The sequence below is a fragment of the Microvirga rosea genome (assembly GCF_020595095.1).
Taxonomy (GTDB): domain Bacteria; phylum Pseudomonadota; class Alphaproteobacteria; order Rhizobiales; family Beijerinckiaceae; genus Microvirga; species Microvirga rosea.
The window spans coordinates 465,104-485,114 of record NZ_JAJDOP010000002.1 but is presented as its reverse complement, the minus strand read 5'-3'; the positions used below and the strand labels follow the sequence as shown (position 1 = coordinate 485,114).

Annotated in this window: 20 protein-coding genes and 2 tRNA genes; 13 read left to right on the top strand and 9 right to left on the bottom strand. The window is 61.7% G+C overall.

Annotation, left to right across the window (positions count from 1 at the left end; translation table 11 throughout):
* Positions 1-191 precede the first annotated feature (191 nt).
* Together LJD17_RS06670 and LJD17_RS06665 are read left to right on the top strand one after the other, a co-directional pair.
* Positions 192-602, top strand: a complete 411-nt coding sequence (locus LJD17_RS06670) for a PRC-barrel domain-containing protein (protein WP_227383369.1) — start codon at positions 192-194, stop codon at positions 600-602.
* A gap of 276 nt (positions 603-878) precedes the next feature.
* Positions 879-1,247: a response regulator gene (locus LJD17_RS06665; protein WP_227383368.1), complete on the top strand. Its 369-nt coding sequence runs from the start codon at positions 879-881 to the stop codon at positions 1,245-1,247.
* An 823-nt stretch (positions 1,248-2,070) separates the two neighbouring features.
* On the opposite strand, the gene LJD17_RS06660 is transcribed toward LJD17_RS06665, so the two are convergent.
* Positions 2,071-2,274 carry a hypothetical protein gene (locus LJD17_RS06660; protein ID WP_227383367.1) on the bottom strand — a complete coding sequence of 68 codons (204 nt, stop codon included), beginning with the start codon at positions 2,272-2,274 and terminating at the stop codon, positions 2,071-2,073.
* A gap of 74 nt (positions 2,275-2,348) precedes the next feature.
* Between LJD17_RS06660 and LJD17_RS06655 the strand changes: the two genes are divergently transcribed.
* The gene (locus LJD17_RS06655; RefSeq protein ID WP_227383366.1) at positions 2,349-3,092 is read left to right on the top strand and encodes a hypothetical protein; all 744 of its coding nucleotides are present in this window, start codon (positions 2,349-2,351) and stop codon (positions 3,090-3,092) included.
* A 204-nt stretch (positions 3,093-3,296) separates the two neighbouring features.
* Here LJD17_RS06655 and LJD17_RS06650 read toward each other — a convergent pair whose 3' ends face one another.
* Positions 3,297-4,172, bottom strand: coding sequence for an NmrA family NAD(P)-binding protein (locus LJD17_RS06650; protein WP_227383365.1), 876 nt, complete (start codon positions 4,170-4,172; stop codon positions 3,297-3,299).
* A 223-nt stretch (positions 4,173-4,395) separates the two neighbouring features.
* Here LJD17_RS06650 and LJD17_RS06645 point away from each other — a divergent pair, with 223 nt between their 5' ends.
* From LJD17_RS06645 to hutG, 5 genes are read left to right on the top strand one after another with little or no spacing between them, the layout of a single operon-like run.
* On the top strand, positions 4,396-5,124 hold the full coding sequence (locus LJD17_RS06645; RefSeq protein ID WP_227383364.1) for an IclR family transcriptional regulator: 729 nt from the start codon (positions 4,396-4,398) through the stop codon (positions 5,122-5,124).
* 24 nt (positions 5,125-5,148) lie between these two features.
* A complete protein-coding gene (locus LJD17_RS06640) occupies positions 5,149-5,892 on the top strand; it encodes a glutamine ABC transporter substrate-binding protein (protein ID WP_227383363.1) in 744 nt (247 codons plus the stop codon).
* 30 nt (positions 5,893-5,922) lie between these two features.
* Positions 5,923-6,591, top strand: a complete 669-nt coding sequence (locus tag LJD17_RS06635) for an amino acid ABC transporter permease (protein WP_227383362.1) — start codon at positions 5,923-5,925, stop codon at positions 6,589-6,591.
* On the top strand, positions 6,588-7,355 hold the full coding sequence (locus LJD17_RS06630; protein ID WP_227383361.1) for an amino acid ABC transporter ATP-binding protein: 768 nt from the start codon (positions 6,588-6,590) through the stop codon (positions 7,353-7,355). Before LJD17_RS06635 ends, LJD17_RS06630 begins: the two co-directional genes overlap by 4 nt.
* A gap of 6 nt (positions 7,356-7,361) precedes the next feature.
* Positions 7,362-8,330, top strand: a complete 969-nt coding sequence (gene hutG, locus LJD17_RS06625) for a formimidoylglutamase (protein ID WP_227383360.1) — start codon at positions 7,362-7,364, stop codon at positions 8,328-8,330.
* Positions 8,331-8,536: 206 nt separating this feature from the next.
* Here the strand turns inward: hutG and LJD17_RS06620 are convergent, their stop codons facing one another.
* Positions 8,537-9,760: an MFS transporter gene (locus tag LJD17_RS06620; RefSeq protein ID WP_227383359.1), complete on the bottom strand. Its 1,224-nt coding sequence runs from the start codon at positions 9,758-9,760 to the stop codon at positions 8,537-8,539.
* 67 nt (positions 9,761-9,827) lie between these two features.
* Between LJD17_RS06620 and LJD17_RS06615 the strand changes: the two genes are divergently transcribed.
* On the top strand, positions 9,828-10,277 hold the full coding sequence (locus LJD17_RS06615) for a helix-turn-helix domain-containing protein (protein WP_227383358.1): 450 nt from the start codon (positions 9,828-9,830) through the stop codon (positions 10,275-10,277).
* A 114-nt stretch (positions 10,278-10,391) separates the two neighbouring features.
* On the opposite strand, the gene LJD17_RS06610 is transcribed toward LJD17_RS06615, so the two are convergent.
* Both LJD17_RS06610 and LJD17_RS06605 read right to left on the bottom strand, forming a co-directional pair.
* Positions 10,392-11,621 (bottom strand): MFS transporter, encoded by a 1,230-nt coding sequence (locus tag LJD17_RS06610; protein ID WP_227383357.1) that lies wholly within the window; start codon positions 11,619-11,621, stop codon positions 10,392-10,394.
* 8 nt (positions 11,622-11,629) lie between these two features.
* Positions 11,630-12,949 carry a tetratricopeptide repeat protein gene (locus LJD17_RS06605; protein WP_227383356.1) on the bottom strand — a complete coding sequence of 440 codons (1,320 nt, stop codon included), beginning with the start codon at positions 12,947-12,949 and terminating at the stop codon, positions 11,630-11,632.
* A gap of 130 nt (positions 12,950-13,079) precedes the next feature.
* Between LJD17_RS06605 and LJD17_RS06600 the strand changes: the two genes are divergently transcribed.
* From LJD17_RS06600 to LJD17_RS06590, 3 genes are all read left to right on the top strand, one after another.
* Positions 13,080-13,877, top strand: a complete 798-nt coding sequence (locus LJD17_RS06600; RefSeq protein WP_227383355.1) for an AraC family transcriptional regulator — start codon at positions 13,080-13,082, stop codon at positions 13,875-13,877.
* A gap of 248 nt (positions 13,878-14,125) precedes the next feature.
* On the top strand, positions 14,126-14,554 hold the full coding sequence (locus LJD17_RS06595) for a MerR family transcriptional regulator (RefSeq protein ID WP_227383354.1): 429 nt from the start codon (positions 14,126-14,128) through the stop codon (positions 14,552-14,554).
* Complete coding sequence (locus LJD17_RS06590; RefSeq protein ID WP_227383353.1) at positions 14,490-14,909, top strand: carboxymuconolactone decarboxylase family protein; 420 nt, start codon at positions 14,490-14,492, stop codon at positions 14,907-14,909. Before LJD17_RS06595 ends, LJD17_RS06590 begins: the two co-directional genes overlap by 65 nt.
* A 372-nt stretch (positions 14,910-15,281) precedes the next feature.
* Here LJD17_RS06590 and LJD17_RS06585 read toward each other — a convergent pair.
* Positions 15,282-15,358, bottom strand: a tRNA-Pro gene (locus tag LJD17_RS06585).
* Positions 15,359-15,511: 153 nt separating this feature from the next.
* Between LJD17_RS06585 and LJD17_RS06580 the strand changes: the two genes are divergently transcribed.
* Positions 15,512-15,586 (top strand) — tRNA-Gln (locus LJD17_RS06580).
* A gap of 480 nt (positions 15,587-16,066) precedes the next feature.
* Here LJD17_RS06580 and LJD17_RS06575 read toward each other — a convergent pair.
* The 3 genes from LJD17_RS06575 to LJD17_RS06565 form a co-directional block, all read right to left on the bottom strand.
* Positions 16,067-17,092, bottom strand: coding sequence for a DUF1254 domain-containing protein (locus LJD17_RS06575; protein WP_406600775.1), 1,026 nt, complete (start codon positions 17,090-17,092; stop codon positions 16,067-16,069).
* A 23-nt stretch (positions 17,093-17,115) separates the two neighbouring features.
* Entirely contained in the window at positions 17,116-18,309 is a 1,194-nt protein-coding gene (locus tag LJD17_RS06570; protein ID WP_227383352.1) for a DUF1254 domain-containing protein, read from the bottom strand.
* Between the two features lie 678 nt (positions 18,310-18,987).
* Complete coding sequence (locus tag LJD17_RS06565; protein ID WP_227383351.1) at positions 18,988-20,004, bottom strand: tyrosine-type recombinase/integrase; 1,017 nt, start codon at positions 20,002-20,004, stop codon at positions 18,988-18,990.
* Positions 20,005-20,011 lie beyond the last annotated feature (7 nt).

Here is a 20,011-nt window from a genome sequence, read left to right as displayed (position 1 = left end):
GCAAATACGGCACCACCTGCTGCCGCAATAACATGGGATAAGCTTGGCGGTTGCTGGTTGAGGGCAACTCCTATGAAGTCGCGTGCCTTTCGTGCGTCGCGACAACGGATGTATGCGGCATGAGAGCATTCGTCTGGAACCTTGGCGGTAGGAAACCGTTCTTGGAGGGCAACCTTAACAAGGAGAACATCATGCGTAAGCTTTTCCTCACGATCGCCGCGACTACTGCCTTGATGGGCGCTGCCTTTGCTCAGACCAGCCAGCCCAGCGCCACGGGCTCCACGGCGCCGACGGCGAAGGTTCAGATCCCTCAGGACGCGATCATGAGCGGTCAGCTTGACGATCTCGACATCCGCAACACCGCCAACGAAAAGGTCGGCGAGATTGAGGATGTTGTGATCAGTCAGGGCAAGGTCGTCGGCTACGTGTTGTCCGTTGGCGGCTTCCTGGGCGTGGGTGACCGCAACATCGTCGTCGATCCGGGCATGGTCAAAGTGTCTTACAACGACAGCGACAAAAAGTGGGTCGGCACGATCAATGCCACGAAGGAGCAGCTCAGCACGGTTCCTGAGTTCAAGTACGAAGGACGCTGGAAGGAATAATCATATCCTTCTTCTGAAAGGCGGCCCGGTTCAAAGCCGGGCCGCTCTCAGGAATTGCTGCGAAAGCGGCCGTCTTATATTCTGCGACGCGTCGAAAATACGCATCGGTTGGACCGCCAAGCTCAATAATTGTTAATGTGACCAAGCACCTGGAGTGATAGTTTCAGTATCTGAAGCGGGTTTGTCCTCTTCGCTTCAGAGTGTCCTGTTGGAACCAACCCTTTGTTGTCGGTTTGACAGGGCACCTGAATCTACTGATGGGCTTGCGGGTTGCTCATGTTGTCGCGTCCCCTTTGCCTGATAGCAGAGGATCAATCTCTCATCGGTTTCGCTCTTGAGATTTCTCTCGATGAAGCCGGGTTCGGGGTCGTGACCTCGTTTCCCGATAATCAACTGGCGCTTGCCTGGCTTAATCGTAATCAGCCGAACATCGCCTTGCTCGACTTCATGCTGCGGGATGGTCCTTGTCTGCCTATCGCCCGCAAGCTGAAAGCTCGCGACATTCCCTTCATGATCTATTCCGCGATGCCGCCTCCCACCAAGATCCCCGATGTTCTCAAGGGCGTGCCGTGGGTGCAAAAGCCCACCCAGGAAACGGCGATTGCCGAGCTTCTCAGGTCGCAGATGAAATACCACCACGCGTAGTTTCGTGCCGCATCGAAACGGCCCGGCATCTACCTGTCAGCGTGGCGGCGGTTGCATTCGGTGACGGCAAGGAATGGCGGTTGGCCATCCACGTCATGGGACGGTCGTGCTTGATGTCGGGTCACTTCGCACGCAAGCACATCGATGCGCCCGTGCGATCATTATCTTTACTGGCAGTTCCATGAGTCATGCGGGTCGCAAAGCCGCGAAAGGACCCCGGCTTTCGGATTTCGAAATGCAGGTCAGCGCCTATCCGCGCGGACGGCCCTAACCTGCGTTTCCGATGCCGACAGCCTGTCGAAAATTCGTCCGCGAGACCTGAGGTCTACGCTGCCTCCCGATCCGTATCGAACAGATCCATATCGAAATCAAAACCGGAATCCCGGTTGCTTTCGAGCAAGTCAATCGCCTCTTGGGCGCATCGTCTCAGTTCGGACTTTACGGCCTCTGGTGCCTGGTCCCAAGCATTCGACTCGAATTCCGCGTAATAGAATGCCATCGCTACGCGTTCGGTGTTAACTTCCACTTTATAGCCCCCGTATTCATCTCTATGAAATTTGTCGACTTGGTTTGTTGTTGATCTGATTATTCTATTTATGATTGCTCGACGGAACTAAAGTCGACGAACTACTTGTAATGGGGCGATTCAGCGATTCGCAATGTGCCGAAGAGAGTACGCCAAAGGGGGTAGTCGGCTGGTGAATCCGTCTGGTCTTGCGCCTGACGAAAATCGCGATTTTCCCGAAAGCCCCTTGCGGCCGATAGTCTGGAACATATGAGACATGCGTCATATCTTGCGCCAGTCCCGGATGTACGTCTGCCCTCAGGGTTCGTTCGAGCCCTCGATCTTTTTCCTGGCCAAATCGGGCATGGCCTGCACCCGATTGAGGGCCTCCCTTTCTCTCGCCAGTTTGTCCCAGGTCTCGGCCATGGCGAGCAGTTGTTCACGCTGGTCGCCTGTCGGCATGGTCTCCGCCAGCTTTCGACATTCCGCGGCGTGCTGCCGGTATTCTGAAGCCTTTTTCATCTCACGCTCACACATCGTTCGGTGTTGGGATAACGCCCATTGAGTCAAATATCATAGGACGTTATTCTAACGATATGACGCATAATATCGTTGAGCGTGCTGCTCGCAACAATGCTCTGTGGTGCGATGCCGTTTGTCGTGCCCATGGTTACCCAGGCGAATTCCGCGACGCACTTTGGCTCAATCACGGAAGAACGCCACCTTACTATCCTCATGCGGTGACGCTGGCAGGTCCTCAGGCCGCTTCCCGTCAGGTCAGCGCCCTGATGGAGCTGCTTACGCAATTGCGGTCCCAGGGACGACCGGCCGCCGTCAAGGACAGTTTCAACTGCATCGATCTGAGCGTGTGCGGCCTCAGCCCTGTCTTCGACGCGGAATGGATCAGCTGCGATCCGCTTGCCGCAGAGGAGGAAACGGGTCGGCGAGGCTGTCGATGGCAAGAGATCGGAACAGAGCCGGAGCTCATGGCCTGGGAACAGGCATGGAGCGGAGGCGGCATGGCTGTTCCTGAACATGACGAGCGGCGCATCTTCAAGCCCAGCCTCCTTTCCGATCCCGGAATCGTTTTCGTCTCGGTCTTATCCGATGACACAGTTGTTGGGGGAGGGATCCTCAATCGGGGAGCGGAAGTCGTCGGGCTCTCCAACGTCTTTGCCCGCAGCAATGATTCCCAAGCGGTGCGACAGGGCCTTATCGCAAAGGCTGCTCAAAAATTTCCGGGCCTGCCCCTCGTCGGCTACGAGCGCGATTCCGAGCTCGTTTGCGCCCACCGGTCGGGTTTCCGGAGCATTGGATCCTTGCGCGTATGGAGTTCGTGAACGAGGGGATCATGAGGCCAGACAGGAGCGCGCCTTGTGTCGAACGCCGGTCATCCCGCTCGCGCAACGACGCAGCCGTCCACCGCTGAATGCTCCTCTGAGCGGCAGCGCATTGAGTGTTGCCCAACTTCTCTAATCCGCTCCTGTTTCACCAAGAGAGGGCAGGAGGTAGCAGAGTACGGCAGTGCTGCACAGGATTGGGGATCAGGGTTGACGAGGCGCGGACCTGGCCACGAGCTCGTGAATGTAAGTCGTGAGAGACGTCGAGCCTTGCCACGGGGCATCCCCGAGGTCGAAGCCGCTATCGACGCTCACTTCCGTCATTCGTGTGTAAGACGTCGCGGCTGCATCCGAGAAGCCCAGCTGAAGGAATGTGTCTTTCCATTTTTCTCTCGGAACGATGGATAGTTCCACGGGCCGGCCCAGTGCATGCGAAAATGCCTCTGCCACGTCAGCCGGCGAATACCGTTCAGGGCCTTCGATGTGACGAATGCCGGCGTCCTCCACCGATGAGAGAAGCCTCTCGGCGGCTGCTCGGCCCAAGTCACGAGGCGCGACCATCGGGATTTCGAGATCCGCCGGGAACATGGTCGGCAGAACGCCGTCGCGTCGAACGACATCGAGGAAACCGTCCCAGTTGTTCATGTAGTAGGCGCCCCGATTGATCGCTGACGGGATTTTCTGCCGGCGTAGCCCCTCTTCGAGTTCCCAAAGGACGTTGAGGTCGCCGATCCGGATGCCGGGTTGCGCGCCGCCGGTGGACACGGCAACGACCTTCTCCAATTCCGAACCGTCGAGCGCCGCGAGAATATTCGCGACCGTATGTCTTTCAACGGTATCCGTGTCCTTGGTCGTGTCGGCCGGTGGATTGAGCAGCAAAGCGCGCTTTCCACGCTGAAGTGCGAAGCGCAAGGAAGGCACGTCCTCAATATCGGCTTCAATGACCTCCGCGCCTCTTGCGCGCCAGTCGGCGGCGCCTGCCGCATGGCGAGTCACAATCGCCACGGCCTCGCCGCGTTTCAGCAGTTCGGTTGCCGTCGCCGAGCCGATATGCCCGGTGCCTCCCATGATGACGTACACGTTCGATCCTCCTTTGCCTGACGGATCTCTATAGGCCCTGCCTGCTGACAGTTTCTGGCAGGAGAGGAGCACCATGCTGCGGGCTACTCGAACGGAAGGGATTTTCCATCCAAGCCCGGATCGCCCCGTCATCGGGTGTCCCCGTCATACGACGAACTAATAGGCTTGTTTTTCTCATATGATGGAAATAAGACTCTCACTATATGAGAATTTGAGGGCTTGAATGTCGGGTGCCGAACGGGTTTTGGATGTCCTGGAGACGGTCGCGACCGCCAAAGAGCCGTTGTCGGCAAAGCGGGTCAGCGAACTCGCCGGCATTCCGCTGTCGAGCGCCTATCGGCATCTCACCTCGTTGAAAGAAGCCGGCTTTATCGTCGATCTCGGGCGCGATATCGGTTACGGCCCGGGCCCGGTTTGCATGCGGATCGCGCAGAATTTCGATCGGACCTCGCATGTTCTGGCATTGGCGCTGCCCGAAATGCAGCGCCTGTCCCTGCGCACGCAGGAGAGCGTCGGCCTGATGAAGGCGCTCGGAACCGAAGTCTATTGCGTCGAAATGATCGAAAGCCCGCTGTCCCTACGCTGCTCGTACAGCAAGGGGCGCTCGCAACCCCTGAGCCACGGCGCTTCGGCGAAGGCTTTGCTGGCCTTCCTGCCTCAATCGGTGCAGGACGAAGTCTGCGACCGGCTTCTCGGCGAGAGCCCTGATGCGCGATCGGCTCTCCTCGCGGAGCTGAAGGCAATTCGCGCGAGCGGTTATGCGGAGAGCGAAGGCGAGGTTGATCCCGGCGTCTGGGGCGCAAGCGCGCCGATCTTTTCCCCGGGCGAACGCCTCGAAGGCAGCATCAGCCTCATGATTCCGAGCACGCGTGTCGGCGATCGGCGCGACGAGCTCGTGCAGCAAACCATCGAGGCGGCGAAGGCCATCTCGCTGCGTCTCCACCAAGTCTGAACGTCAACAACAGAGGGGTACCACATGACGTTACTTCGTAAACTCGCTCTCGGCCTCGTCGGAGCACTGGCCTGTGTAAGCGTCGCGCAGGCACAAACACCTGACACGCTGCGCGTTGCGACCGACGCCACTTTCATGCCGTTCGAATTCCAGAAGGACGGCAAGCTGACGGGCTTCGACATCGAGCTCGTCGAGGCCGTGGCCCAGAAGATGGGCAAGAAGGTCGAGTGGACCTCGATCGACTTCAAGGGCCTCATTCCCGGCATGCTTGCCAATCGCTTCGACATGGCCGTTTCCGCCATCTACATCACCGACGAGCGCAAGAAAGTCGTCGACTTCACCGACGCCTACTATCCGGGCGGTCTCGTGATGCTCGTGAAGAAGGACAACACCACGATCAAGGGACCTGACGATCTCGAAGGCAAGAAGGTATCCGTTCAGGTCGGCACCAAGTCGGTCGCCTATTTGCAGGAGAAGTTCCCGAAGGTGGAGCGTGTCGAAGTCGAGAAGAACCAGGAGATGTTCAGTCTGGTGGAGATCGGCCGCGTCGACGCTGCGGTGACCGGGAAGCCGGCCGCAAAGCTCTTCGCCCAGAGCCGTCCGGGCGTGAAGGTGATCGACAAGCAGCTCACAGTCGAGGAATACGGCATGGCGGTGCGCAAGGACATGCCTGAGCTGACGAAAGCGCTGAACGGCGCCCTCGCTCAGGTCAAGGCCGACGGCACCTACGACAAGCTCGTCCAGAAATGGTTCGAGGCCGGCAACTAATCCCCCTCATCATTATCAAGCGTGTCCCGGATGACTTTAGATTTCACTCCCGTTTGGCAGGGCTGGCCTCAGCTGGTGCATGGCGCCGTCGTCACCATTGAGATAACGGCTGCTTCGCTCCTGCTCGGCTGCGTGCTCGGCCTCCTCGTCGGTATCGCCCGGCTCGATCCGAGCAAGAGGCTGATTTATGGCCTTGCGACGGGTTACGTTACCTTCATCCGGGGCACGCCTCTTCTGGTTCAGCTGTTCCTGCTGTTCTTCGGTCTGCCGCAATTCAACATCCTGCTGCCCGCGTTCGTTTGCGGCGTGTTGGGACTCGGGATCTACTCGGGCGCCTATGTGTCGGAAATCGTCCGGGGCGCCATTCAATCGGTCGACCGCGGCCAGATGGAGGCCGCGCGCTCACTCGGCATGTCCTACCGGCAAGCGATGCGCATCATCATCCTGCCGCAGGCGGTGGTTCGCATGATCCCGCCGCTCGGCAACGAGTTCATCGCACTCATCAAGAACTCCGCGCTCGTCTCGCTTTTGACCATTGCCGACCTCATGCATGAGGGGCAGAAGATCATTTCTGTCTCGTACCGCTCCCTCGAGGTCTATCTGGCCATCGCTTTCGTCTACCTGATCCTCACCAGCCTGACCGGCCTTCTGCTGCGCCACATGGAAACGCGCCTTCGCGCCGGGGGAGTCGTGCAATGAGCGCTATCGCAAAGCCGATCGTGGAGGTCCGCGATATCGGAAAGAGCTTCGGCACGCACCGCGTGCTGAACGACGTAACGCTGTCCGTCCAACCATCGCAGGTCGTCGTCATCATCGGTCCATCGGGCTCGGGAAAGAGCACGCTCCTACGCTGCTGCAATGCGCTGGAAGTGCCCCAGGAAGGATCGATTACGATCTGCGGAGCGGATCTGGTCAAGAACGGCCAGCTTATCTCCGACCGGGAACTCAACGCCCTGCGCATGCAGGTCGGCATGGTGTTCCAGTCCTTCAATCTGTTCCCGCACCTGACCGTCCTGGAAAATGTCACGGTCGGACCCCGCCAGCTGCGCAAGATGTCGAAGAGCCAGGCTGATGTTCTGGCTCATGAGCTTCTCGCCAAGGTCGGTCTGGCCCAAAAGGCGGCTGCCTATCCGGCGACGCTCTCGGGTGGACAGAAGCAACGGGTGGCGATCGCCCGCGCACTCGCCATGCAGCCGCGCGTCATGCTGTTCGACGAGCCGACCTCGGCTCTGGATCCCGAACTCGTGGGCGAGGTCTTGCAGGTGATGAAGACCCTCGCGCGGGAAGGCATGACGATGATCGTCGTGACACACGAGATGGGTTTCGCCCGCGAGGTCGCCGACGTGGTGATGGTCATGGATGCCGGGCAGATCATCGAGGCCGGATCGCCCGAGCAGGTGTTCAGCGCCCCGCAGAACCCTCGCACGCGTTCGTTCCTGCAGGCCGTCATCTCGCGGGACTGAGATCTCATGAATTTCAAGGAATCTGACGTGTCGCCGGCGGGTCTGCCGAGCGACCAGGGCGAAGTCGGGCCTGTCTTCCGCGTCAAGGATTTGATGCGTCCGCTCCCCTCTGAGACCCAGGGCGGGCCCGCTCTCATCGGTTTTGCCAGTGATGAAGGCGTGCGCCGCAATTTCGGCCGCGTCGGCGCCGCCCAGGGGCCGGCCGCCATTCGCCGTGTCCTGGAACGGTTGCCGGTGCATCACCCTGTCGAGATCCATGACGCCGGCGACGTTGCCTGCACGGATGGAGACCTTTCGGCCGCACAGGAGCGACTCGCCGGGGCTGTCGCGGCCCTGCTCGACCGGGATATGCGCCCGGTTATTCTCGGCGGCGGGCACGAGGTCGCCTATGGCAGCTTCCTGGGCTTGGCGAAACATCTGGGCGGTCGGCTTGCCACGACAAAGATCCTCGTGATCAATCTCGATGCGCATTTCGACCTGCGCCTCGCGCCGGTTCCGAACTCTGGCACACCATTCCGGCAGATCTCCGAGTTCTGCTCAGCGCATGGCGCCGCGTTCAATTATCTTTGTCTCGGTATCAGCGAGCTTTCCAACACTACGGCGCTGTTCGAGCGGGCCGATCAGCTCGGAGTCGAGTATCGTCTCGACGAGGAGATGCGGCAAAGCGAAAGCACAGCCTTGCGCGCGGACCTGACGCAGAAACTGACTGCGGCGGACAAGGTCTACCTGTCGATCGATCTCGACGTGCTGCCCGCGTCAGTCGCGCCCGGGGTGTCGGCGCCGGCCGCGAGCGGCGTGGCGCTTGAGATCATCGAGGACCTGGTCGGCGACGTCATATCCTCCGGCAAGCTCGCGCTCGCCGACATCGCCGAATTGAACCCGGTTCTGGATCGGGACGACCAGACGGCGCGCGTCGCGGCTCGCCTTGCCCATCGGCTCCTTCTGGGGCACGGACGGCGAAGCGTCGTTCGTTAGACGCAGAGCGCGATGACCTATCTGGGAGCGGTGTTCAGCGCCTTCACGGCTCTGGACGCAGCGTGGTTGATCGTGGGTCATCTGGTTTGTGACACTTTCCGACACATCTCTGCCCTTGGAGCCCCGTCACGCCTGTGACGCCGTGCGGCTCTTTTGCTTGTGAGCACGAAGCTGTAAGTCCGCTTTGTGCCAAGAGGCGTCATTCCCTAGGGGTCCGGCCGGGAGAAGGCTCTTGCTCCGCTCGCGCAGGCCTTCAAGGCCGCCGCAATGGCCATCGCGGCGGCAAGCGATGAGGTGACCTGGAACAGTCTCTCGTAACCGTACGCCGCGATCAACGGTGTGCTCAGGAGGGGCGAACAGAACTGGCCGATGAACACGGAGGCCGTAAGGACGCCGCCCGCCACTCCCCTTCGCCGGGGCGGAGCAAGCCCTAGTGCAAGGGTCACGAAGCTCGGCGAGACCAAGGCATAGCCTGCACCGATGGCCGCGGCCCCTGCGAACCATGCCGGCGGTGTTGCGGCAAGGGCCAGCAAGACGAATCCAAGCGCCATCGCACCATAGCCCAGAGCGAAGATCCCCACATAGCCGATGGCCCGCTGGATCCGGCCGTACAGCAGCGCGAGGCCGCCCCCAGAGAGCATCAGAATGCCGAGTGCCGAGCCCGTCATCACCGGGCTGTTGTAGCCTGCCGCTTTGAAGAAGAACGACAACTGCGTCGGCATGACGAAAAAGATCGTGTTGGTGGCGGCTTGAAGAAGCACGAGCAGCGCGAAGATGAAGCCCCATGACGAAGGATCGGAGGAACTGTCCGCCGGCCTGGACTGGGGAGCAGGGGAGGTCCGTTGCGGATCGACAATGACCTTCCACATCAACGGCAGGAAGAGCGCGGCAATTCCATAGATTGCGAAGGGCAGACGCGGCGAGATCGCCGCGAACCATCCGGCGAGCGAGATGAACACAAGTCCCCCGAAATTCCGGGCTGATATTTGAAGTCCTGACAACGCGCTCCGGTCGCCTCCGGTGAAGTAGTCGCCGATGAGCGCGGTCTGCGCCGTCATGATGAGGGCGACGGCTAGTCCCAATACCAGGCGGCTGGCGAAGATGGTTGGGAGGTCGGGAAGGAACAACCCCGCGCATCCGGCGATCACGAAGAGAATGGCCCCGGCGAGGAGCATCCGACGCCGACCGTACCGATCGGCGACGAGGCCGGCGAATGGCGCGAAGAGCGCGACGCTGAGTGAGGGTGCGGGCACCAGCAGGCGCACCAGCATCCCGGCATTGGGGTCTTCGCCGAACTGGCGCTCGAGCCCGGGGAGTGCCGGACTGATCGTGGCATTGGCCATGGTCGTGAGGGACGCTGCCATCAGCAGCGCGATCGCTCGCGGGTCTTGCCAGACCTGCGGCTGTCTTCGGATCGTAGTGACGGTCATGACGTGCCTCTTGCCCGAAGTGACGATTCGAGACACGGTACGACTTCAAGTCGACTTGAGGTCAAGCATGAGAATGATGGATATCGGAGAGGTCGCTGAACTGTCGGGAGTGCCGCCCTCGACACTGCGCTACTATGAGGAAATCGGCTTGATCCGCTCGATCAGCCGGCATGGCCTGCGGCGGCAATTCGATGCCGACGTTCTCCTGAAGCTGTCCCTGATCGAACTCGGGAAGACGGCCGGCTTCTCCCTCACCGAGATCGCGGGTATGCTCGGCAAGGACGGTCGGCCCGACATTCCCCGGGATCAGTTGCACGCCAAGGCAGATGATTTGCAGCGGCAGATGCTCGACCTGCGGGTGCTGCGGGATGCCCTTCGGCACGTGGCCGAATGTCCAGCTCCGTCGCATCTCGAATGCCCAACTTTCCGCAAGCTCCTGAAGGGCGCAACACGCAGACGCGTCACCCGTCCGAGATCCGGTGTCGGACGTCGAGGAGGCCAGCGGATCGGCGAGTAGAAGGGCCCGCGCCGGTGCGTATCGAAGATTACTGCACTGATGAATGGAAGAGGCGGGCATCCGGAGAATGTCCGGGTGCGGCAGCCGTGCGTCCTTGATCCGGATCCGCGCTCCTCACGGCCCCTGTTTAGCGGGCGGTGCATGCGTCTTTGCCTTCCAGGAGAGCGCAGCGCCGGCGATCAGGAGCGGGAGGAACGAGATCCACAGGACCGTGTTCCAGCCGTAGGTGGTGAGCAGGCTGCCAGACGAGAACGAGCCCACGGCCATCGTCCCGAACACCAGGAAGTCGTTGAGCGACTGCACCCGAGTCCGCTCTTCGGGACGATAGCACTCCAGCACGAGGGCCGAGGCGCCGACGAAGCCGAAATTCCAGCCGACGCCGAGCAGAATCAGGGTCAGCCAGAAATGCGCGACATCGATTCCCGTCAGCCCGATGGCGGCGGAGGCGGCGGTCAGGGCCAAGCCGGCGGCCACGACGCGCGGTGCGCCAAAGCGTGTGATCAGCCACCCTGTGAAGAAGCCTGGGGCGTACATCGCGACGATGTGCCATTGCAGGCCGAGGTTGGACGATTCCTGCGACAGACCGCACAGGCGCATCGCCAAGGGAGCGGCCGTCATGATGAAGTTCATCAGCGTGTAGGAAACGACGCCGCAGATCACGGCGGTGATGAAGCGGGGCTGGCGCGCGATGGCCCCGAGCGGACGGCCGCCCGCCACCTCCGCCGCCGTCGGCATCGGAACATGAACGCCGAGCAGGATCAGGGCAGACAGGAAGGCGACCATAGCCTGCGCCAGATAAGTCGCAGCAAACAGGTGGGGCTGCCACAGGTCCATGGTGTAGGTGACAAGCTGGGGACCGATCACGCCCGCGAATACCCCGCCCGCCATGACCGTGGACAAAGCGCGCGGACGACGCGCTGCCGGGACACAGTCGGCGGCGGCGAACCGGAACGAGAGCACCACAGCTGCATACGCTCCTCCAAGGAACATCGCCGCACAGAACAGCCAGAACGAGCCCCGCACGACCGCAAGGGAAGCCAACAACCCGACAAGCACGCCGGATCCCGTTCCCGTCAGGAATGCAGCGCGGCGGCCATGACGCCGGGCAATCGCCCCGGCCGGCAGCGTACAGACGGCCATGCCGACCACGAATATCGAGATTGGCAGCGTCGCAAGCGCCTTGCTGGGAGCAAGCATGTTGCCGACGATGGCACCGGTGGCGTAGACGACAGCGGAGTTGGCCCCACCGAGCGCTTGCGCAACCGCGAGCTTCCAGACATCGGCATCCCCGGAGCGGACCGCGGGCACAACCCCGCTCGCGGGATCGGCATTCATCTGTGACATGATGATCCTCAGGCTGCGAGCAGGCCGTGCCAGCGTGTGTCACGCGGGGACGGGCGGCGGTGCAGACGACGGTCGAGGAGCGCGCGGGCCTTCACGGCCTGGCCACTTCGCATCAGGGCGAGGAGGAGCATGTCCTCCATCATCTCACGCTGGGCGCCGCTGCCGCCGATGCGCACGACCTCGGCCGCGACCGGCTCCAGGATGCGGACGCAGGCTGCGTAGTCTTCCTCCGCGAACGCCAGGGCGGCGCGACAGATCGCAGGCACCACCGGCCCCGCTGCCAAGCCACCCGCCGCGATCATGTCCATCTGGGCCTTCACGCGCTGTTCGACCGCAGCCTTGTCACCGGTCGCCGCGGCGATGAGGGCCATGTGGACGTCGGCGAACGCAAAACCGGCATTCTGGAAGTGATCTCTCGAATAGGCGGCTGCCGCCTCCCACAGGCCCGCTGGTACCGTATGGCCATAAGCCGTCAGCCGCCACAGGAAGGAAGCGGTGTCGCTGACCACGTTGACGGGCATTCCGGCCGTCACCGACGGCTGGATGTAATCCGCGTAGATGGCAAGCGCCTGCTCCGGATCGCCCCGCTCCAGTGCGCCGAGCGCCGAGTGCCAGGCGATGTGGCCATGGAGGGTCCCGCTGCGGTCGTAACCCGGCAGCCAATCCGCGATCAGCTGTTCCGCCTCTTCGTGCGCACCACCCTCGTACATGGCATGGGAGAGTGCGTGCGCCGCGTTGGCGTTAAGTCTGCGCAGGTCGTAGCCGCGTTGTGTGAGCGCGCGCCCGTGCGCGACGTTGCCATTCTCCGCATGAGACCAGCCTCGGTAGGTGAGAAACCACCAATCGTCGGCATCGAAGTGCCGGGCGTGGCGCTCGCACAGATCCACCCGCGCCTGGTCGTGGCCCGCCATCCCGGAAAAGGCGAAGAGCCCAAAGGCGCCGAGCGGCAGCGAGAGGATCAGGACATCGCGCGGCCAGGTATCGGCATGCGCGAGCGCTCGTTCCAGCGCTTTGGCCGACTGGCCGTTGATGACAAGCGACAGGATCTCCACATGACTGCGCTCGCGCTCACTCCCGCGCCGGGCAACGACCTCTTCAGCCGTCGCGATCCACGCCTTGGCCTTGGCCATCTCGGTTCGGATGGCATACAGGCGAGCTCGGGCGGCATGGGCGAGGGCGAAGTCCGGGTCGGCCGCGATGGCCTCGTCCAGCACCTCTGAGGCGCCGGGCCAAGCGGAAAGGAGCAGATCGATGCCCTCCCGGTAGCGACTGGCCGCGCGGTCGGACGTGGTCGAGAGTGGCAGGCCACGGCTGTCGAGGCGGATCATGGCAGGCTCCTCGTTCTGGATCAGGGGCGCATCGGCGCAGGTTTCGGCTAATCTATATGCGATCTTCGTCTGTCCGTATTTTGACAGCCCGCCAAGTCATGTAGAATATCCGCCAAACTGGAGATCGGCCATGACATGGGGGACGATTGAAGCGCCACCAGGGACGCTGCCGCCCCAGCCGATCACGGTGCGGGCGCAGTCGATCCCGGCGCGCCACTTCTTTCCGGAACATGCCCACCACTGGAACCAGATGGTCTACGCGATCTCCGGCGTTCTCACGGTCACGGTGGAGGGGCACTCCTTCGTGATCTCGCCCGAGCAAGCCGTCTGGCTGCCGTCCGGCCTGCTGCACCGGGTTGGATCCCTGCTCGGAGCGGAATTTCGCAGTCTCTGGATTGCTGACGAGGCCGGTCGAAGCCTGTCCGCGAGCCCAACCGTGTTCAGCGTAACGCCGCTGCTCAAGGCGCTTATCGTCGAGGTGACCGCAATCGAGGCAGAGCAGGATCGCGACGGCTATGCCAGCCGTGTCACGGAATTGATCCTAGACCAGCTCCGGCGGGCACGGCCCCTCCCGGGCGCACTCCCGTGGCCGCGAGGCGGATCCGTCCTGACGACGTTGTGCGAGACGCTCTATGCCGACCCGGCCGACCCTCGCGGACCGGAGGCGTGGAGCCGAGAACTCGGATTGTCGGAACGGACTCTGGGACGCCGCTTCGAGGCGGAAGTGGGCATGAGCCTGCGCTCCTGGCGCCGCCGCCTGCGGCTATTCAAGGCGATCGAACTCATGGGAGGCGGCCTCGACGTGACTCGCACGGCCATGGAGCTCGGCTACGGCTCGACATCGGCCTTTGTATACGCATTCCGAACAGAGATCGGATGCAGCCCCCAGGCCTACATGCGCGGACGCAAGGTAGATCGGTCGAAATGACCGCACAGATTAAAATCTGACGTTCAGGGGAAACAGAGCGGATTTATCATATCTGCGAATGGCGGGTGACACGTCAGGGGCAATGTCTCTACCTGACATTCGCGACAAGTTTTCGCTTAGAAATCAACGATGCCGATGCCGTCGCGAAGCTTAGCATTACCGCGTTACGACAAAGTGACGGAGGCCTCTTGACTTAGAGCGTACTCTAACCCGTAGCTTCCTGTGCGTCGTGACGAAAGAAGGCGTTGATGAAGATTGGCGAGTTGGCGAAGCGCTCGGGACTGTCTGCCCACACGATCCGTTACTACGAGCGGATCGGGCTGTTGCCCCATGCCGACAGAGACCAATCGGGCCAGCGTGACTACGACGCATCGATCCTGATCTGGATAGAATTCCTCGATCGTCTCAAAACGACCGGGATGCCTATTCGGGAAATGCTGCGTTACGCGGCCTTGCGGGAGCGCGGCGTCGACACGGAAGCGGAGCGCGGCGCGTTGCTCGAACAGCACCGTGAGCGTGTCCGTGCGCATGTGGCCAAACTGCAAGCCTGCCTTCTCGTCCTCGACACCAAGATTGCCGGATATGCCGGCAAGGAACAGAGGATGAAGGACTATGACGCACCAATCCCCGAACGCCGGCGAAAGCCGGCTGGAACGCGGCAAGCGCGCGCTCGCTGAAATCGATGGCGAAGCCGGCCACAATGTCATTGCCGCTCTGGCTGACATTGCCCCCGACTTCGCAAACTACGTGTTCGAGTTCTCGTTTGGCGACATTTACAGCCGCCCCGGCCTCGATCTGCGCGCCCGCGAGATCGCGACCATCGCGGCGCTGACGGCGATGGGAACCGCGACCCCGCAACTGAAAGTCCATATCGCGGCGGGGCTGAATGTCGGGCTGACCAAGGAGGAAATCACCGAAACCATGATACAGATGGCGGTTTATGCCGGCTTTCCCGCGGCGCTCAACGGGCTGTTTGCGGCCAAGGAAGTCTTCGCCGCCCGGTTTCCCGTCCAGAAGGGGGAAACGGCATGACGAACCTTCCGCCCTCCTTGACCTGCCGCCGGCGCTCTCGCGCTCACGGCGGTTCCCGGTTCCCCGATTATGGCTCCGACAGCCGCATACGCAAATCCGACCGCACCTGAAAAGCTCTGGGAAGGATTCAGCGCTCCGACTGGGATAGCCGTCCATCTTGATGGCGCGGTCTATGTATCAAATTCGGGGCGGCACGGTCGAGCGGATCGCTTAAGACGGGACATGCTCGACCGTCCTGGAAGGCATTACCGCCCTCCCAGAGCAACACAGAGGGGGCGGAGGACGGGGCCTCAAGGTGCAGCCATGAAGCTGAACCTGTCTACCGAACTATCTACCGGGAAAAAGGGGGTTTTCTAAAACCCTTGGAAAGATTGGTCGGAGTGGCAGGATTTGAACCTGCGACCCCCACGTCCCGAACGTGGTGCGCTACCAGACTGCGCTACACTCCGACACCGAAATCATCGGGAAGGCCGGTCTTATAGCGGCGGGATCCGGCGCCCGCAAGAGGGAAAACGGGCTTGGCCTTAATATTGCCGAGGTCGAAAAAGCCGGTTGCCAGGTCTGCTCCCGGCGATTATGTACACCCGCACTTTGCAGCGCATTGGGGCGTCGCCAAGCGGTAAGGCAGCGGTTTTTGGTACCGCCATTCCCAGGTTCGAATCCTGGCGCCCCAGCCATCCTTTTTGGCTCCTTAAAAAATCAGTAAAGTCAATAAGTTGCGGGAGACGGTTCTCGGTCTGGTAGACCAGCGGTAGCCCAAACTGGTATCCCAGGTGTGCATCATCGTGATTTGCACTGTTCTGGCCCCCATCAGCGGATGCTAACTAAACAATAGCGCGTCTCAGGATCGGTGGTTGGGGGCGGGCGCTGGGCGATCATGGACTTGCCGATCATGGACTTGCCCGCGCTGGGAGGTCCGCTCATCAGCATGATGATTACGTCAAGACCCCAACTAGCTCTAAGGGCCATGCAGGTTGGATCGGGTGACGGTGTTGTACCGTCCGCTTTTAGAGTTCCGATCCCACACGGCGGCCACTAAGGTCGAGCCTCGACGGCTCAACGGGGAACCATAATGCGACGCCGGTCTCAGTCCCAAAGCGGAATGTGGCAAACGGCAGCTTAATACCAGAAGCGGTCCTCACCGAAGTCGATGTCGACTACGATGCTGGCTGGGCTTGCGGGAATGTCCACGTGCCGTTCAGGATTTCCGGCCGGGGATGATACAGGCGCACCAAGTAGTTCCACCCAGCCGTGATCGGCAGGCAATTGGCCGTCTTGCCATCGCAGCCGCCAAACTGGACGGACACCATCCCGCTGCCGTCGTTCTTCGCGGTGATGTTGTTGAGCGTGTACGCATTCTGCGGGTTCGGCTCGAAGTACCCCTTGGCGTTGTAGACGCTGATCGACCAGAAGCCATCGACCGGAACGTCCTTGACGTCCAAGCTGTACACGGTCCTGCCGTCGTTCCGCGGTGGCGTGACGTTCAGATAAAGCGCGTCCTTCTCCGGGTTCCCGCCCCAGGCCGAGGCTGCCCCGATCAGCCGCCGCACCGGATCGACGGCGTCCTTCGGTCCGAACATGCCTTTCGTGTCGGGCAAGGTCGATGCTAGGACGAGCAGCGCCTCGCGTACGGTTTTCTGGCTGCCCTGATCCCAGTTCGGCACCTCGAACCTCCCTGGTCCCCCCGGCTGGTCGACTTTGATCGCGTCCTGCAAGGCATGAACGGCTGCCACATCCTTGGGATCGGCTGGGTCGACAAGGGTTCGGATCGCAGTTGCGACATAGCGGGTGCCGATCTTCTCCTTCGAGAGGGTATGGCTGCCGGCACCGTAGACAACCTGCGGCGTATACTGGTCCTGGTCGATCACCTGCATCGACATGAACCGCTTTCCGGCCTCGGGCAACGTGATCGTCACCGGACCTGCGTCGAGATCGAAGACTGCCGCCGAGTAGAGGGTATCGCGATTGAGGCGGATGACCGTCTGGTTGTCGATGGCGGCCGGTTCACGGCGGTGGCCGTACTTGCCGAAGCCACCCTCCGCCACCATGCCGCTGAAGTAGAGATCGCTTTCTGCGCGGACGAAGTTGTCAGGCGTAACGGGAACCGTTTCCGAGGATTGGCCATTGGCGCCGCTCGTGACCGCCAGCAGGGCCATCAGGGATAACAGAGTATGCTTGGACATCATGGTGTATCTCCTCCCCGGTCTCAGTTCGCCTGCTTGAGCGGCGGAGCCTTCCAGGTCCCGTTGATCGCTTCGGGCTTGGGCCAGTACAGGCGCATGATCGCAAAGAAGGGCCCTTCCGGCGCAGGCAGCCAATTGGCCGCCCTATCCTGCCCGGGAGACCCGTGCTGAACGTAGAGGGTAATCCCGCCATCGGCGTCGCGCTTCAGATCGGGGAGCATCGACGAATTGATCAGATAGCGATTCAGCGGATTGGCGTAGAGCAGGCTCGATGGCAGTTCGTAAAGGGTGAGCGACCAGAATGCGTTGACCGGCGGCAACTCGCCTGGGCCGAAGCGCAGAGTATAGCGACGCCCGGTTCCGTCGAGCCCCTGACCGGAGGCGTCGGTGAAATAGGCGGGATAGATCGCCTCCTCCTTCGAGTTGCCATAGATGCCCAGCACGGCCCCGGACATTCGGTCGAGGTATCGGCCGTTCATGAATTCGCGTGTCCCGAAACCATCCGCGCTGGTCCGCTTTCCGCTATCGAGTTCCGCCTCCTTGAACTCCTGGAAGGTGCGCCAGGCATCGGCCATGCCCTCTGTCATGGCCTTCTGCATCTCTGGAGTAAGCGCGGCCGCGTCGAAGGACTTGCCAGCCCCAATGCCGATCTTGGCGAAGCGCTCCCTCAGGGCTGTTTCGGATGGATGTGTCGGGCAGAATTGCAGGATGAAGCTCAGGAGATGGAAGAACTCCGGCGATGTCCGTTCCTGTTCAGGAGACAAGGGCCGCATGAAGTCGACAGCCGGGGGTGCCGCGGGGGCCGGCTGGCCGAGGAACTGTGACAGGGGTTGGACCTTGTAGTCCGCCTGGATCCTCTTCACGTTCTCGATGTCGCCGGGGTTGAAGAGCTGTGTCCGGTACAGGATGAAAGCGAAGTCCGTCTCGGACCGGATCACCGCCTTGATGCCGGGGGGCGTCGGCCCCTGCCACCGCGGACCCGCGAGCAGGAAGTGGCCGGCCTCGTTGCCGGTGGCGCGGCTTCCGACATAGGCGAAGTTGAACGTGTACATGTCGATGAACTGAAGCGAGTAGTAGCGCTCCTTCTCGACCGCTGGCACCGTGAGCACCATCGGCTCCCCGCGCAAGTCTGCGCCGAGTTGGGAATACGGCGTGTCCGAGTTGGGCGTCTGGATCGCCTTGTCCTCAGGGGTGTAGACGCGGGCAGTGTTGTGCAACTCGTTCCAGGTACCCTTGAATTCCGGGTCGTTGCGGTCGATGAAGTACGAGTACTGGATGCGGTAGCTGTCGACGAGCGGGAAGCCGTAGACGGTGGCTTCCTTGGCGATGGCGCGAGCCTACGCGACTGACAGCGTCTGGGCACTCGCAGCGATCGGTGATGAGACGCCCATGAGGAAGGCAACAACAGCGACACCCCACTTGGGCAATCCGTGCATGAGATCCCTCCAGTGCCTCTTCCTTACCGTGGCATCCAGTTCGGGAAGGTGTCCATGAGCGGCTTAACGTTCTAGTGCCGTCCCCATTTTAGCGACTTTACTCGGCTTGGCGATCAGGTGAAACCCTGAGATCGAGGCGGAGTACTACTGAAACATCAGTCACGGCGAAGGGTAGTTGAGACAAACGTATTGAACCGTCGTGGTGGTTGTCAACGGGCGTCAGGCGGCATGGCAGTGCTGCTCGTATTTCGCTCCTTGATCCCGGCCAGCCGTGCGAGAGGACAGGAGCTGCCAACGGTGGGGAAGACATTGCTGACCGCCTGGAGACATCCGAGCGGGCCGCGTTGGGCAACCCAGGGGGTACCGGGGGAAGTTCGACCGCGCCCTGGATGATACCTCCTGACAAATTTTTTCACCGGAGCATCCGCGTGAACAACGCCGGTGAACAGGCCACGCCGGTCAATCGATGACGCAGCCTTCCGGCAGTTGAACGGCCTCCACGACATCTCTGACCTGCTGCACCAGGGGGCCCGCCGAGTAGCGCCCGAGGGTCATCCCCGATCGCTTGTGCCCGACGAGCGCCTCGATGAAGTGAACCGGCTGGTGGGCCTGCTCGGCCTTCGTGATGAACCAGCGACGGAAGCTGTGGAAGTCGACACGGGACTGCCTCGCGCCTTCTGGAACATCATCAACGCCCACCTTGCGGTGGTACGTCGTGAAGGACTTGACGACCTTCTGTGACCTCTCGATGGGAGAGCCTTCCTTCGGGATCGGGAGTTCCGGGAAGAGGAGTGCCTTCTGGTCCTTGCCGAGGGTCCTACGGGAGACGATGCCAGACAGGGCAGGGTGGATCGGCACCATCCTGACCCCGGCTTTGGTCTTCGCCTCGGCGATGTCGAAGCAGTCGTTGAAGATGTCCCCGGCGGTCAGCGTTGCGATTTCCTCGACGCGCATCCCCGACAGGGCCGCAATGGCTATCATGTCCTTGAGAAGCTGCGTGGTCTTGCCCGAGAACAGGGTCTTCATTTCCCCGTCGGTGTAGGGCCGCTTGGCCTCGTTCTTCTTGGGCTCCCGCTTGGCGAGAGACTGCTTCGTCCAGATGTTCTCGCCAACGATGCCATTACGTTCCAACCAGACCCAGTAGAAGGACATGCAGGAGATGTCCTTGTTCGCCGTCCTTGGGTTCACGCCAGCCTCAACAAAGACCTCAGTGACGTATCGCCCTGCAATCCTGCGGGTGCAGCCCTCAACCGTGGTAGGGAGCTTCTGCGACCCGAGCCGGCCCTCCAGCTTGACCACGGCTCGGCGGTAGTCCGTCTGCTGCCGGGGCTTCATGAGCTTCTCAGCAAGCCACTTGTCCACGAGGGACAGGATTGGCGTCGCCTTCCCCGTGGCAATCGCGTGGAACTCCTTGGCCCTGGCATGGCCCTCCCGACGTTCAATCTCTTCGGCTCCATCCGCGAGGAGGGAGGTCATGAGGTCG

Bases quoted from the DNA above. Each gene is read 5' to 3' on its own strand.
- LJD17_RS06665 (WP_227383368.1), top strand. From the start codon at position 879: ATGTTGTCGCGTCCCCTTTGCCTGATAGCAGAGGATCAATCTCTCATC.
- LJD17_RS06630 (WP_227383361.1), top strand. From the start codon at position 6,588: ATGAGCGCTATCGCAAAGCCGATCGTGGAGGTCCGCGATATCGGAAAG.
- LJD17_RS06605 (WP_227383356.1), bottom strand. From the start codon at position 12,949: ATGATCCGCCTCGACAGCCGTGGCCTGCCACTCTCGACCACGTCCGAC.
- LJD17_RS06610 (WP_227383357.1), bottom strand. From the start codon at position 11,621: ATGTCACAGATGAATGCCGATCCCGCGAGCGGGGTTGTGCCCGCGGTC.
- hutG (WP_227383360.1), top strand. From the start codon at position 7,362: ATGAATTTCAAGGAATCTGACGTGTCGCCGGCGGGTCTGCCGAGCGAC.
- LJD17_RS06565 (WP_227383351.1), bottom strand. From the start codon at position 20,004: ATGACCTCCCTCCTCGCGGATGGAGCCGAAGAGATTGAACGTCGGGAG.
- LJD17_RS06615 (WP_227383358.1), top strand. From the start codon at position 9,828: ATGAGAATGATGGATATCGGAGAGGTCGCTGAACTGTCGGGAGTGCCG.
- LJD17_RS06595 (WP_227383354.1), top strand. From the start codon at position 14,126: ATGAAGATTGGCGAGTTGGCGAAGCGCTCGGGACTGTCTGCCCACACG.
- LJD17_RS06590 (WP_227383353.1), top strand. From the start codon at position 14,490: ATGACGCACCAATCCCCGAACGCCGGCGAAAGCCGGCTGGAACGCGGC.
- LJD17_RS06635 (WP_227383362.1), top strand. From the start codon at position 5,923: ATGACTTTAGATTTCACTCCCGTTTGGCAGGGCTGGCCTCAGCTGGTG.
- LJD17_RS06575 (WP_406600775.1), bottom strand. From the start codon at position 17,092: ATGTCCAAGCATACTCTGTTATCCCTGATGGCCCTGCTGGCGGTCACG.
- LJD17_RS06640 (WP_227383363.1), top strand. From the start codon at position 5,149: ATGACGTTACTTCGTAAACTCGCTCTCGGCCTCGTCGGAGCACTGGCC.
- LJD17_RS06660 (WP_227383367.1), bottom strand. From the start codon at position 2,274: ATGAAAAAGGCTTCAGAATACCGGCAGCACGCCGCGGAATGTCGAAAG.
- LJD17_RS06620 (WP_227383359.1), bottom strand. From the start codon at position 9,760: ATGACCGTCACTACGATCCGAAGACAGCCGCAGGTCTGGCAAGACCCG.
- LJD17_RS06645 (WP_227383364.1), top strand. From the start codon at position 4,396: ATGTCGGGTGCCGAACGGGTTTTGGATGTCCTGGAGACGGTCGCGACC.
- LJD17_RS06600 (WP_227383355.1), top strand. From the start codon at position 13,080: ATGACATGGGGGACGATTGAAGCGCCACCAGGGACGCTGCCGCCCCAG.
- LJD17_RS06670 (WP_227383369.1), top strand. From the start codon at position 192: ATGCGTAAGCTTTTCCTCACGATCGCCGCGACTACTGCCTTGATGGGC.
- LJD17_RS06655 (WP_227383366.1), top strand. From the start codon at position 2,349: ATGACGCATAATATCGTTGAGCGTGCTGCTCGCAACAATGCTCTGTGG.